General features: G+C 39.2%; 11 protein-coding genes. 5 read left to right on the top strand and 6 right to left on the bottom strand.

From position 1 onward, the window contains the following. Positions 1-56: 56 nt before the first annotated feature. Entirely contained in the window at positions 57-524 is a 468-nt protein-coding gene (locus tag QZT73_RS11695; protein WP_291788302.1) for an Lrp/AsnC ligand binding domain-containing protein, read from the bottom strand. Between the two features lie 379 nt (positions 525-903). Here QZT73_RS11695 and QZT73_RS11690 point away from each other — a divergent pair, with 379 nt between their 5' ends. The 3 genes from QZT73_RS11690 (at position 904) to QZT73_RS11680 (ending at position 6,383) form a co-directional block, all read left to right on the top strand. Beyond that, positions 904-1,365, top strand: a complete 462-nt coding sequence (locus tag QZT73_RS11690; protein WP_291788299.1) for a hypothetical protein — start codon at positions 904-906, stop codon at positions 1,363-1,365. Positions 1,366-1,475: 110 nt separating this feature from the next. Further along, positions 1,476-3,395 carry a M14 family metallopeptidase gene (locus tag QZT73_RS11685; RefSeq protein WP_291788297.1) on the top strand — a complete coding sequence of 640 codons (1,920 nt, stop codon included), beginning with the start codon at positions 1,476-1,478 and terminating at the stop codon, positions 3,393-3,395. 150 nt (positions 3,396-3,545) lie between these two features. After that, positions 3,546-6,383 (top strand): prolyl oligopeptidase family serine peptidase, encoded by a 2,838-nt coding sequence (locus tag QZT73_RS11680; protein WP_291788294.1) that lies wholly within the window; start codon positions 3,546-3,548, stop codon positions 6,381-6,383. Positions 6,384-6,404: 21 nt separating this feature from the next. Here the strand turns inward: QZT73_RS11680 and QZT73_RS11675 are convergent, their stop codons facing one another. The 4 genes from QZT73_RS11675 to QZT73_RS11660 form a co-directional block, all read right to left on the bottom strand. Continuing rightward, complete coding sequence (locus tag QZT73_RS11675) at positions 6,405-7,136, bottom strand: succinate dehydrogenase/fumarate reductase iron-sulfur subunit (protein WP_291781301.1); 732 nt, start codon at positions 7,134-7,136, stop codon at positions 6,405-6,407. 1 nt (position 7,137) lies between these two features. Next, positions 7,138-9,042 carry a fumarate reductase/succinate dehydrogenase flavoprotein subunit gene (locus QZT73_RS11670; protein ID WP_291781299.1) on the bottom strand — a complete coding sequence of 635 codons (1,905 nt, stop codon included), beginning with the start codon at positions 9,040-9,042 and terminating at the stop codon, positions 7,138-7,140. A gap of 74 nt (positions 9,043-9,116) precedes the next feature. Continuing rightward, positions 9,117-9,938: a copper resistance protein NlpE N-terminal domain-containing protein gene (locus QZT73_RS11665; RefSeq protein WP_291788291.1), complete on the bottom strand. Its 822-nt coding sequence runs from the start codon at positions 9,936-9,938 to the stop codon at positions 9,117-9,119. A gap of 126 nt (positions 9,939-10,064) precedes the next feature. After that, on the bottom strand, positions 10,065-11,738 hold the full coding sequence (locus QZT73_RS11660) for a formate--tetrahydrofolate ligase (RefSeq protein ID WP_291788289.1): 1,674 nt from the start codon (positions 11,736-11,738) through the stop codon (positions 10,065-10,067). Between the two features lie 155 nt (positions 11,739-11,893). Here QZT73_RS11660 and QZT73_RS11655 point away from each other — a divergent pair, with 155 nt between their 5' ends. Then, complete coding sequence (locus QZT73_RS11655) at positions 11,894-12,265, top strand: BlaI/MecI/CopY family transcriptional regulator (protein WP_291779139.1); 372 nt, start codon at positions 11,894-11,896, stop codon at positions 12,263-12,265. Continuing rightward, positions 12,262-13,998 carry a M56 family metallopeptidase gene (locus QZT73_RS11650; RefSeq protein WP_291788286.1) on the top strand — a complete coding sequence of 579 codons (1,737 nt, stop codon included), beginning with the start codon at positions 12,262-12,264 and terminating at the stop codon, positions 13,996-13,998. The genes QZT73_RS11655 and QZT73_RS11650 overlap by 4 nt, the downstream gene beginning before the upstream one ends. A gap of 93 nt (positions 13,999-14,091) precedes the next feature. Here the strand turns inward: QZT73_RS11650 and QZT73_RS11645 are convergent. Further along, on the bottom strand, positions 14,092-14,537 hold a 446-nt coding region (locus QZT73_RS11645; RefSeq protein ID WP_291788283.1), incomplete at its 5' end, for an endo-1,4-beta-xylanase.

The raw sequence follows: 14,537 nt of genomic DNA, 5'->3' as shown, positions 1-14,537 counted from the left end.
TCTAAATAATTTTTGTTTAATAAAAAAAGCTAAAATCAAACATGATTTATGTCATGTTATTTGTCAAAAAACTGAATAGGTCTATTAATACTCTCTTCCAAAACAATTAAAGTCTCGGTTCTGTCAATACCTTCAACTTTTTGAATATTGTCCAAGACTGTTCTAAGGTGATTGGTATCTTTGCAAATGATTTTGGCAAAAATGCTATAATTTCCAGTTGTATAATATGCATTGATTACTTCTGAAATCTCTTTAAGCCTTTCGATCACATTGTCATAGAGAGAACTTTTCTCTAAATAAATACCAAGGAAAGCAGAAATGTCATAGCCTAGTTTTGAAAAGTCTATATTAAGTGTGGCGCTTTTTACAATGCCCATTTCTTCTAACTTGCGCATTCTAACATGAACGGTTCCCGATGAAACAAATACTTTTTTGGCAATTTCAGTGTACGGGGTTTTTGCATCGTCGTTTAAAAGGGAGATGATTTTAAGATCGACATTATCAATATCTAAATTTTTATCCATTTTTTTTGGGTTGTTTTGAATCTATGTTAATGAAATCGATTTCAAATTATTAAATACTTAAAAATTACCAAAATAAATTTTTCAATTTGTAAATTTGATTAAAATGCTTTTATTTTGAGGTGGATAAAGAATGCTTTAATAAAATTCTGTGATTTATGATTTGTGTTCAATAATGATTTGGTTGGAAGCAAAAACCTTTCTTTATTCCATGATTTGTAATTTGAAAACTTTTAATCTCTAAAGTTATATTTGGGTTTATATTCTGAAAAGGGTCTTGCTTCTAGCAAGACTTTTTTGTTCTGATTTTCAAAATTAAAATACAAAAAACATGGTATGAAAGAAAAATAATTGTATATTTGAGCAAATAAAAGGATTAATCATGAAAAAAGTTTATAGCATCTCCTTTGTTTTGGCGGCACTCTTTGTGTTGGTAGCATTTGATGGAAAAACCAACATGAAAAAAGAAAAGCTACTGGAATCTTCTTCCATGTATAGGATAGAGCTTATTGCTTTAAATCCTATTGGAGATGCAGGAGTCAGAGGTGATGAAAATACATCGATTTCTCCATGGGCATTTCCTTCCCATACACTGGATTTGGTCGACAGTTATGTACCTTTTATTTTCAGAACGAAAAAAAGTGCACAAATAGATGAGTTGAAAATAATTATAAGTGTTAACGATCATGGCAAAATAGATGACTATGAAGTTTTAAATGAAAATGCTGACAAAGGGTTAATAGAAAGAATCGGTTATGTGGTGAGGAACATGCCCCGGGCTCTGCCCGTACCTGGGTTTGACAATTATGATCCCATGCGTTTTGAATTAATCATTAAAAAATAACTTTATTTTTCTACTTATGCCTCAGGCCAATCGGTTGGTTTTTTTTGAATGGTAAGTGTAGAATCCCTTTTCTGGTATATTTTTATATTCTAACCAACCTAATAAATAAAATGAAAAAAATATTACTCCTCATGGCCGGAGTCTTCTTTTGGACGAGTAGTGATGTGCTCTCACAGGAATATTCCCTTGTACCACAAAAGCAATGGCCAGAACAACAGAAAGACGGAGAGTTCTATACAGTTTCAGGAGAAAGACATGGACAGTCTTTTTTTAAAAAACACCGTTTTCCAGAAGTAGAGTATGAACCTGGAGATAAATTGACCTTTGATATTTACCATACTCCTGATGTGATGTACCATTGGTACAGGCTTTGGGCTGAAAAATATCCTGATATAACGGAACTCTATGAGGTGGCCAAATCATTTGAAGGTCGTCCCATTCTTCAGATGACCATTACCAACAAAAAAACTGGTAAACATACCGACAAACCGGCTGCTTATTTTGAAGGCGGACGTCACGGTGGCGAAGTAACCGCTTCGGAAGCAGTATTTTGGTTAACCGAGCATTTGCTTGAAAACTACGGGAAAGATCCCGCTATTACGAAGTTAATCGATACAAAAACCATCTATGTCCGTCCACAGAACAATCCCGATGGAACGAATATGTATCTTTTTTCTGAGCAAAGAAACAGAAGTACGGTACGTCCACACGATGTGGATAGAGATGGCTTATTCGATGAAGATCCGGAAGAAGATCTCAATGGAGATGGCGTTATTCACATGATGCGGAAAAAAGCAGTTACCCCAGAGGAAAAGGAAAAGGCCAATTATATAATTGACCCTAGAGACTCTAAAGGAAGATTGATGAAGCGTGTATTGGATGGTCAAGGAGACTATTTGATGTATACAGAAGGTATTGATAATGATGGGGACGGTCAATTTAATGAAGACGGTATCGGTGGATTGGATCTGCATAGAAATTATCCTGAAAATTGGAGACCAGATATTGGAGGAGATGCCACGGGTAGGGGATATACCCAGTTTGGTGCTGGAGAATACCCTTTGAGTGAGATTGAAACGCGCTCTACTGTTCTTTGGCTATTAAGTCACCCTAATATTTCAGTGGTCAATTCCTTGGATACCCGTGTTCCCATGCACTTGAGACCGCCTTCGACATCTGCTTCTGAAGAATCTATGTTTGATAAGGATAGGTTATTATATGAATATTATGACAGTCTCGGTATAAGTATTACCGGTTATCCTTGGGCGGGTGATGTATACGAAACTTACAGTACACGATGGAAGGTAAATAGACTTACAGGCGATCCATTGAAGCCCAATCCTCTTTTTGGACATGGGCCGGATTTCGGATACTTTTATTATGGGGCTATCTGGTATGGGGATGAATTGTGGAATAATGGAGCAACAAAAGACTACGACGGAGATGGGGTTTTGGATGATTATGATGCCTTAATGTGGGATGATGAAGAGAATGGATCAAGAGGATTTAAGCCTTGGGAAAAGTTTGATCATCCTCAATTGGGAGAAGTAGAGATCGGTGGCTTCCATCCAAAGTTTTTCTCTCAAAATGGACCACCTTGGGTACTTGAAAGTTGGATAAGTAAGCAGTCCTTATTCAATTTGGCCATGGCTATGGATTTACCACAAATTGAAATCAAAAATATTGAAATAAGCAGATCAGGAGAGGAACATGAAATAAAAGTGACATGGACTAATTCCGGTAAATTACCAGTGGCTCTCGAACAAGCAAAATTGGTTAAAATTGTCCAAGAGGACAGGTTGATGCTGGAGTTTGATAAAGACCTTATGAAAGGTTATGAAAATGCCAAAGTGGTAATTACCAAACCGGAAACATTTAATAAGACCATTTATACAGGATATACGGATGCAGGTGAAACCAAAGAAGCGGTTTTCAAGGTGAAAGTTAATCATAATGAATCCGTGAAAGGAAAAATCAAATTGTTGTCTACCAGAGGTGGATATTTGGAAAGAGAGTTTACTTTGGATTAAGAAACCCCTAATTTATTCTGATCAAAAAGCCGTGACTGTCATAAAGTACAGTCGCGGCTTTTTTAAATAAGATAACCCCCATTGGAATAAATTGTCACTGTATTTGTTTATTCTCTTCTTTATTTTGTAACCTGAAGTAATATTTAAGCTATGATTGATACAAAAAGGTTTTTCTTACCATTCATTTTTACCCTTTTGTTTATTGTAAATATTCAGGCGCAGCAAAAGCGCGCTTTGACCCATGCAGATTATGACAATTGGGAAGCTTTGAATGGTGAAAAAATATCCAAAGACGGAGCTTGGGTAGGGTATGAAGTAAATCCTCAGGAAGGGAATGGAAGGCTTGAATTGGTGGATTTTACCGATGCTTCAAAAAAAATTATAATTCCAAGAGGCAAGAATTGGTTTTTTTCCCATGATAGCCAGTTTGCAATCGGTAAAATTGTTCCCGAATTCGGAGAAGTAAGACAACTTAAGCTTAAAAAAACCAAACCGGATGATTTGCCAAAAGATAGTTTGTTTCTTGCCAATTTGGAATCTAAGGAATTGAAAAAATATGCCAGAGTGAAGTCTTATGCTATTCCAGAAAATTCAGGTAGCTGGTTGGCCATTCATTTTGAAAAAGATTTGCCAGAAAAAGAAAATCAGGAGATAAACGGTGATATCCTAGGCTTAGAAAGTTCCAAGACTAAACCCAAGAAAACAGATGGATCTAAACTTCTAGTAAGGAGCTTAGATGGCCAAAAGAAATTTGAATTTCATCGTGTCAAAGAATATGGTTTTTCTGAACATGGGAGCCACCTTTACTACATAAAGGCTCAAGAAGATACGCTGAAAAATACTGGGATTTTCATCCTAAATCTAGAATCCGGAATATCTAAAATCATCGATGTAAAAAAGACAGAATATATTCAACCTGCTTTTTCTGAAAACGCAAAGTATCTGGCCTATCTCACCACGGAAGATTCTGCCAAGTCTAAAAAACCATACCATGACCTTTATTTGTATGACATTCTAAAAGAGCAGAACCAGAAGATTGCATCTAAAGCAACGACAGGTATTTCTGGTATGATCAGTAAAAATGGTAAGCTTTCCTTTTCCCAAGACGAAAGTAAATTGTTTTTTGGTACTGCACCCGATTACGTCACTTATGCTTATGAGGAAGATACAACGATCTTGGAAGAGGATCGGGTGAAGTTGGATATTTGGGGTTGGCAGGATACTGAAATCCAACCCATGCAGTTAAAAAATAGAAGCAGGGAGGAATCTAAAAGCTATCTGACCGTTTATAATTTGAAAACAAAATCTATTGTACCAATTGCCGATAAGCAAGTTTCCCAAGTCAATTTGGATAAAAAAAGAAAGCATAAAGTGGCTATAGGTATGGATGACAGCCCTTACCGCAGGAATTACAGTTGGGATATACAGATAGGAAGGGATGTATATATGATTGACTTGGAAACAGGAAAGAAAACTTTGGTGAAAAAAGAGGTGTCGGCTTATCCTCAGCTCTCACCCGAAGGAAAATATATCTATTGGTATGATAACCGTGACAGTTCTTGGGTTGCTTATGATATACAATCTAAGAAAAGTCGAAGCCTAACAAAAGAGATGAATGTGAATTTTTACAATGAACTTCACGATTCACCTTCTTTACCAAGTAGTTATGGGGCAGTAGGATGGCTAAAAGATGATTCTGCTTTTCTGGTTTACGATAAATATGATATTTGGAGAATTGATCCCTCAGGAAAAACAAATCCCTTAAATCTTACCCAAGGAGAGGGAAGGAAACAAAACCTGATTTTTAGAAGACAACAATTAGATGTAGAGGAAGAATTTATAGATCCCGCTCAGCAACTCATTTTGACGGCTTTCCATGAATTCAATAAAAAAGGAGGTTTTGCAACGGGGGATATTTTGGGAGTAGAAAAACCTGAACTGCTAGTGCTAACGGATCATAGGTATTTTGGATTGAAAAAAGCAGAAGAAAATGACGGTTTGATTGTGAGAAGATCGACATACCAAGATTATCCTGATCTTTATGCATCCAATTTGAATATGAAAGACTTGGATAAAATTTCTAATGTCAATCCACAACAGACAGAAGTCAAATGGGGCTCTGTTGAATTGGTGGATTATATGGCCAATGACGGAGTACCATTGCAGGGACTGCTCTTTAAACCAGAAGATTTTGACCCGAATAAAAAATACCCCATGATGGTCTATTTTTATGAAAGAAACTCCAATGGTCTTCACAATTACAGGGCACCAGCCCCAAGTGCCTCTACCATTAATATTCCGTATTTTGTAAGTAATGATTACCTGGTTTTTGTACCGGATATCAAATATGAAATAGGGCTTCCAGGACCAAGTGCCTATAATTGTATAATTCCAGGAGTTCAGGCGATCGTGGCAAGGGGTTTTGTAGACGCAGAGAACATGGCAATTCAGGGCCAAAGCTGGGGAGGATATCAGGTGGCGCATTTGATTACCCGCACGGATATGTTCAAAGCAGCAGGTGCAGGTGCTCCTGTGGTAAATATGACCTCCGCATATGGAGGTATACGTTGGGGGACGGGGATGAGCAGAATGTTCCAATATGAACAGGCACAATCAAGAATTGGGGGGACGCTTTGGGAAAAACCATTATATTACCAGCAGAACTCCCCACTTTTTTATATGGACAGGGTCAATACCCCAGTACTCATTATGCACAACGATGAAGACGGGGCAGTGCCATGGTACCAAGGGATAGAGATGTTTATGGCTTTGAAAAGATTGGATAAGCCAGCATGGCTTCTCCAATACAATGGAGAAGATCACAATCTCCGACAAAGGAAAAACAGAAAAGATCTTTCTGTCAGGTTGTCCCAGTTTTTTGATCATTATTTGAAAGGCGCCCCCGCACCTTTATGGATGACAGAAGGCTTGCCTGCAATAGAGAAGGGAAGGACACTCAAATACGAATTGGAAGGAGAATACAACTAAAAAAACCCGGATTGACCGGGATTATGCTTTCCAATATTCTCTGTTCATAGTGACAATATGGGCTATGGAAATATGCTGTGGACATACCGCTTCACAAGCTTTGGTAAAAGTACAGGACCCAAATCCTTCCGCGTCCATTTGTGCCACCATATTCTTTACGCGTTTTTCTGCTTCCATTTTTCCTTGTGGCAACATAGCCAAATGTGCAATCTTGGCACCCGTAAATAAAGCAGCACTTGCGTTTTTGCAGGAGGCCACACAGGCCCCGCAACCGATACATGCCGCTGCATCGAAAGCCGATTCTGCTGTTTCATGGCTGAGCAGGATGCTGTTGGCTTCTGGTGCCTGTCCTGTATTGACACTGATATATCCCCCCTTGGCAATAATCCTATCGAATGCTTTCCGGTCGATGCAAAGGTCTTTTTTGATAGGGAAAGCCTTGGCCCGGAATGGCTCCAGATATAGTTCTTCACCATCTATAAAACTTCTCAAGTGGGTTTGACAGGTAGTTGCATGCTTTTCAGGGCTATGGATATGTCCATTGATGACAAAGCCACACTGCCCGCAAATCCCTTCTCTACAGTCTGAATCAAATGCTATCGGGTCTTTTCCTTCTTTGATTAGTTTTTCGTTGAGATGGTCAAGCATCTCTGGTACAGACATGTGACTGTCCAAATCATCCAAATAGTACTTTTCAAACTTTCCTTTAGCGCTGGCACTTTCCTGCCTCCAAATATTTAAAGTGAGATTCATGTTACTTATAGCTTCTTTCAGTGAGTGGTATGGCTTCAAATTCAAGTTCTTCCTTATGTAAATAGAACTTTCCTTCAGGGAGGCTTTCCCAAACGGATACATACTTGAAAGCCTCATCATTTCTTTGGGCTTCTCCTTCGGCTGTCTGATGTTCGACTCTAAAATGGGCGCCACAAGATTCCTCGCGCTGTAGGGCGTCTTCTACGATTAGCTGGGCCAAGCCCAAGTAATCTTCCACCCTGCCTGCTTTTTCCAATTCAAAATTGATTGCCTCTGCATCCCCAGGGACCAGGAGGTTCTGGTAGAACTCCTCCTGCAAGACCTTTAGTGCTTCTTTGGCTTCCAAAAGCTTTTTCTTTTCCCTCAAAAGGCCACATTTTTGATAAAGGATTTTTCCCAGGGCCTTATGGAATTCCTCTGCAGTTTTATGGCCTTTAATCTTCAGTAGCCTTTGAATTTTATCCTTACTTTCATGAAGTGATTTTTCTCCAGCTTGGGAAGATTCGCTGGAATTAGGGTTTATGCCTGCCAGGTAATTCATGATGGTATGTGGTGCGATAAAATAACCGTCCACACAAGCTTGGAGAAGTGAATTTGCACCCAATCGATTGGCTCCATGGTCTGCAAAATTTGCTTCTCCCAGTACAAATAAGCCTTCTATATTGCTCATCAGCTCATAATCTACCCACAGTCCTCCCATTGAGAAGTGGGCGGAGGGTGAGATCATCATAGGGGTTTCATAAGCATCCATGCCAGTGATTTTTTTATACATATCAAAGAGGTTGCCATAGCGTTTTTGGATTACGCCTTTGCCCTCTCTTTGAATGGCATCTTTAAAATCCAGATATACTCCATTCTTTAGGGGGCCAACTCCATGTCCATTGTCTATTTGCTCTTTGGCAGCTCTTGAGGAAATATCTCTAGGTGCCAGGTTTCCAAAAGAAGGATACTTTCTCTCCAGGTAATAGTCCCTTTCGGTTTCCGGAATGCTGTTGGGTTCGCGGGAATCACCTGCCTTTAATGGAACCCAAATTCTTCCATCGTTTCTCAATGACTCTGACATCAAGGTCAATTTAGACTGATATTCTCCAAGTTGAGGAAGGGAGGTGGGGTGAAATTGAGTCCAGCTTGGTGCGGCAAAATAGGCTCCTCTCAAATGGGCCCTCCAAATTGCAGTCGCATTGCAGTTCATGGCCAATGTGGATAAATAATAGATTTTCCCATAGCCTCCAGTTGCCAAAATTACAGCATCGGCCATGTGAATTTTCATTTCACCTGTATCCAAATTCCTGCTGATAATGCCTTTGGCTTTCCCTTTATCCATTACAAGATCCAACATTTCATGCCGTGTATGTAATTTGAGCTGACCCACTTCAGATTGCCGGATCAAAGCCTGATAAGCCCCTTGAAGTAATTGCTGTCCTGTTTGTCCCCTTGCATAAAATGTCCTACTTACCTGTACCCCCCCGAAGGAACGGTTACTCAAATAACCAGAATACTCTCTAGCAAAAGGAACACCCTGAGCTACTGCCTGGTCAATAAGTGCCAGTGAGCATTCTGCCATTCTATAGACATTGGCTTCTCTTGATCTGAAATCACCTCCTTTGACAGTGTCGTAAAACATTCGCCAAACAGAGTCTCCATCATTTTTGTAGTCCTTGGCTGCATTGATGCCGCCCTGTGCAGCCACGCTGTGTGCACGGCGCGGTGACTCATGAAATGTAAATGCATCGACTTGAAAGCCAAGTTCAGATAAGCTTGCAGCTACAGATGAGCCTGCAAGCCCTGTCCCTACCACAATAACCTTATATTTACGCCGGTTAGAGGGATTGATCAATTTGGCCTGTGCCTTGTATTGGGTCCATTTGTCTTTTATTGGCCCTAGGGGTACTTTAGAATTCAGCATTACTATTTATAACTTAGAGGAATTAAAAAAGCAAGATCTACTTCTTTTATAATTTCCCTTCTGTGGATAATTTTTTATTCTTCTTCGGACAATTCAAATTTGGCTAAAGGGGTCATTTTGGATTTGTTTAGGCTCAAAATATCATCTGCTACACTGTAATTGTCCGCAGTCCTTAATACTTCCATAAAGGCTTTTTCAGTCTCCATATCCGGACAGGCCATTAGCGTGCTTCCTGCTTGTCCAAATTTGATTCTATTGCCTTCCATTAATTCATAATTTCCAAAGAAATTGTTACAAGTATTGATTCCTGAAAACATGCCTGTTTCCATATCAAACATAATGTGGCCTTCTTTTTGACCTTCTTTTCTTTCTACAGGGTTTCCTTTTAACTCAATGAGAACCCACTTTTTATCCTCCAAAAGGTAATCGACCCTGTTTTTTTCCAAACGGTACATACCGGACAAATCTCCAGTAATACGGTTGCCTTCCTGATCCAAATGAAAGAGTACATTTTCACCTACTTGGTACATTTGACGCATGCCGGCTTCTCCTGGTAAGGTAATTTTACTTCCCTCATCATTCCACTTAAAATCACCTTCATCTGAGAAGACATTATCGTCCTTTCCAAGGTATTTAAGCGATCTTTTGAAAGTCCCATCTCTTTTTAAGGTTATACTGGTCTCAATGCCTTCACAATCGGCACAGGGTGTGGTTCCTTTGTATACACCATACCAATCCAGACTATTGCGGCTGTTATGTGCCATATCTGGTACCCTTAAGGTCACTGATTCAGCCATATCAGAAGATTCAGACTGGTCTTTGTTGCCCGAGCATGCCACCATTCCAACTATGAGAATAAAGACAAGGAAATAATGTGTACTTGAAAAAGTTTTCATAAAACAGATTGTTTGTTAAAGTTTAAATTGGTGCTTTTCTGCTAACTATTTGACAGTTAATTTAATTATTTTTTTTGACTTCCGAAATCTGTCTTTTAATCGCCCACTTTGAATTTTGCCTTGCTTTTAAAATAGGCCTGTAATATTCCCTTCTGCATCAATATCGATGTTTTCAGCAGCAGGCTTAGATGGTAAGCCAGGCATTCTCATGATGGTACCTGCAATGGGAATGATGAATCCCGCTCCTGCAGCAATGTCAAACTCCCGGATTTTGATGGTAAACCCCGTAGGTTTATTGATCAATTTAGGGTCATCGGAAAGGGAATACTGGGTTTTGGCTATACAGACCGGTAATTTGTCCAAACCGATTTTGCCAAATAATTTAAGTTGCTGTTTTGCCTTTACGGAATATTCCACTTCAGCAGCACCGTAGATTTTTCTAGCAATACTTTCAATTTTCTGTTCTATGCCCCACTGGAAATCATAAAGTGGAGTAAAGTTACTCATACCTGATTCTGCAGCCTTTTTTACCTCTTGGGCCAAATCAACGACACCTTCTCCGCCTTTAGCCCAGGCATCACAAAGGGCTACTTTTACTCCTTGGCTTTGGCAAAAGTTTTTCACAATTTCCAGCTCTTCCTCTGAGTCTGTGGCAAACCGGTTGATGGCCACTACTGGTACCAGCATGAAGTGCTTCATGTTTTCTATATGTTTTTCCAGATTAGGCAAACCGTTTTTTACTGCTTCTGGATCTGGGTTTTTCAGTTCATCAAAAGGAATTCCGGCATGGCTTTTCAATGCCCGTATGGTAGCTACTACTACTGTAACGTCAGGCTTTAAGCTACCATATTGACATTTAAGGTTTAAAAATTTTTCTCCACCTAGGTCTGAGGCAAACCCTGCCTCAGTGACTACATAATCGGCCAGAGAAAGCCCCATTTTGGTGGCAATGATGGAATTGGAACCTTGGGCGATATTGGCAAATGGTCCACCGTGTATAATGGCGGGATTGCCTTCGATGGTCTGTACCAAATTGGGCATGATGGTGTGTTTGAGCAATGCCGCCATGGCACCTTGCGCCTTTAATTGATGGGCATGTACCGGTTCATCCTGATAAGTGAAGCCGACGATAATATTGCCCAGCTTTTCTTTTAGGTCCATCAGGTCCTTGGAAAGACAAAGGGCTGCCATCACCTCTGATGCAGCAGTAATGTCAAAACCGGATTCACGGGGAACTCCCTGAGCAGGGCCTCCCAATCCTATTACCAAATCTCTCAATGCCCGTTCATTCATATCCATTACTCGTTTCCAAACAATTTTCCTTGGATCTAAACCCAAAGTATTTTTTTGGCTATGGATATGGTTGTCCAACAGGGCCGCCAATAAGTTGTGTGCTTTTTCCACCGCAGCAAAGTCTCCTGTAAAGTGAAGGTTGATTGATTCCATAGGTAAGACCTGGGCAAAACCTCCTCCGGCTGCACCACCTTTCATACCAAAAACAGGCCCGAGGGATGGTTCCCTGATCACGACAACCGTCTTAACGCCAATTTTATTCAATCCTTCAGCGAGTCCAATACTTGCAGTAGTTTTTCCTTCCCCTGCTTTTGTCGGCGTGATGCCAGTTACCAATATGAGTTTCTTTCCTTTGATTCTTTCTTCATTGATTAATTTTAAAGGAAGCTTTGCCACATATTTTCCATATGGTCTGAGGTCTTCTTCGGGTACACCAAGTTTTGATGCTATTTGGGCAATAGGGCGCATTTTTGAAGCCCTGGCTATTTGTTGATCTGTTAAATGCATACTGTTTTATTTGGGTCAACGAAAATAGAAAAGAAATAACCCTTAAAGCCTGACTTTTGACAGGGTTTTTGTAGAAATGATATTTTCACTTAAAAATTTGGTTAAATATATTTTTTTATTCTACATTTGTAGACTAACATCTATAGTAGTAGAACATGAATCTTTCCGCAACAGAAGAACAGCTTATGAATTTTATTTGGGAAAGGGAAAGCGCCTTTATGAAGGATATACTGGAGGCTTATCCTGAACCAAAACCTGCCCCGACTACCGTAGCTACTTTATTGAAGCGATTGGCGGATAAGGGTGCTTTGAGCTTTAAAACTTTCGGGAACTCCAGGGAGTACATTCCATTGGTTTCCAAATCTGAGTATTTTTCAGGTAAGGTGAATCACTTGATCAAAAACTTTTTTAATGATTCCCCTTCACAGTTCGCTTCCTTTTTTACCCAGGAAACCAATTTGAGTAAGGAGCAACTGGAGTCGCTAAAATCCATTATTGAAGATCAAATCAAATCCAAAAAGCCATGACCGTATTTCTTATCAAATCGACACTCGCTTTGGGCCTATTATATGGGATGTATCACTTTTGGCTTTCCAGGGAAAGCATATTCAAATTCAACAGGGTTTACCTATTGGCAGCTTTGGTAATTTCTTTTGCTTTGCCCTTTATTCAATTGCCGCAGGTCATTCCATCTTTTCAAAATAAGACTACCCAGATTTGGAATCAATGGGAGTTGAAGCAATCCGTTGAGGTTGGCGAGTTTATTGCTAATTCAGAAGCAATGGATTTGTCTGAAAAATCCTCTCCGATAGTTGAAGTTTCACAAAAAGAGGTAAATCTTAACAGTTTTTCCTTTCCGAAGGCTTTTGGAGCCATTTACTTTTTGGGTTTATTGCTTTTTTCTTTCAGGTTTTTAATTCAGTTGAATGGCCTGCGAAAATTGCTCAAAAACAATCCGCAAAAAGATAAAGGAACCTATAGACTGGTTTTGCTGGAAGATGATGTACTGCCTTTTACATTTTTTAAGTATCTCTTTGTTTCAATATCTCAATACAAAGCATCAGCCATAGAACCTGAAATTTGGGAGCATGAGTCGGCCCATATCCGTCAGGGACACAGTTGGGACATCTTGTTGGTAGAGGTTTTGAAATGTATTTTTTGGTTTAATCCTTTGATGATTTTATATAAAAAAGCGATTCAACTCAACCATGAGTTTTTGGCTGATGAGCATGTCATAAAGAAATTTGAAAACCGTGCTTCTTACCAGTATCTTTTGGTGAATAAAGTCTCTTCCTTATTTGGCTATAGCTCTATAAGTAGCGCATTTAATTTTCATGTTACAAAAAGAAGATTAATGATGATGGGGAAGGAATCTAATCCTGTGAAGCTAACTTGTGTGAAGTTAGGGAGTACCATCCTTACTTTATTTTTATTTTTCACCTTAACTTCAAGTAAGGTAAGCAACGAACAGCGGCTTTTCATTTCTGAGGACTCTGACGGAGTAGAAAAATTTGAAAAATTAATTTCCGAAGGCTTTTCTGAGGGAAAGTCATTTGTATTGGAACTTCAGAAATTGAATTTGGAGGCTTTGCGCAAAGTTTATTTTAATCTGAACGAAGAAGAAAGAAATCAAACTTCTCATTTTCCATTTTTTGATGATGTTACCTTTCAGGAATTGCTGTTATTGCAAAAAGAATATCCAAACGTGGTGACAACAATTTCATATACTTCTCCTCCTGATAAAAAAGAAATCAAAGCGGAGACTTTTAAATTGTGGAAGGAAACCAAAAAAGTAGAATTATTTATTGATGAAGAGGAGCGACCTTTTGAAGAGTTAAATCAATATGTGCGCACAGACTTTGCCTTTTTTGAAGTAAGGGAAACTTCACCTAAGAAATTCCTAAAGAAACCTGAATATTCCATCAAGTTGATGACTCATGATTTTTATCATCAGAAATATTTTGAGACCCCAAAAACTATTCAGACGATCAGTGCACAATATCCCAATTCTGACCAAGCGGAGGTATTCTATGCATTACGTTATGTGAAAATGGAAAATGGGAAAATGGAAGAGTTTATTCCTAAAAACTTTGAAGCTTCCATTTTTCATCATTTGAGAACTATTGATACCGAGGAGTTGGATTTTGATAACAAGAGAAGTACGATTAATTATGTAATGGGAGAACAATTTTCTATTTCAATTATCAAGAAAACTAAAAATCAATTTAAGATTTTTAGTTTTCCAAGTGTGACGTTTTAAATTGTCAAATTCTATGCTGCTAATGTTTTTTACATGATTGAACTCCAATGACCAACCAAGTCAATGCTGAAGTAGGGGCGAATTGGAAAAGCACTAAAATGTAGCGTTGGAAATCGATTGGATAACCTCCTCTTTTCCCTTAAAATTCCTGTCAAAAAGCAAAGGATAATTGGTCCGTCCACGTACAGGCCAATTGTTCAGCCAGGAAGCACCATCATGCAGTCCCCAGAAGGTTATGCGACTGATTTTGTCCTGGTGTTTATGGAAGACCGAAAAAATATCCGTGTAGCGTTTCGAAAATTTATCGGCTATACTTTCTGGCAAACCAGTGGTGTAAGGGTTGAATTTTTCATCCAAAGCATAGTTTTTATTCAGGTCCGCTCCCTCACTTGCCCGAGGTCTGGGAAGTACATCCACATCGAGTTCAGTCACCATCACTTTGAAGCCTGCATTTGAAATTGCAATGATGGAAGCCTCAATCATCTCCACTGGTGGGGAATCCAACATGTAGTGCCCTTGCATACCTATTCCATCCACCC

The organism is Cecembia sp. (assembly GCF_007126775.1).
Taxonomy (GTDB): Bacteria; Bacteroidota; Bacteroidia; order Cytophagales; family Cyclobacteriaceae; genus Cecembia.
Note: the sequence above shows the minus strand (reverse complement) of the source record. Positions and strands in the feature narration are given on the sequence as shown.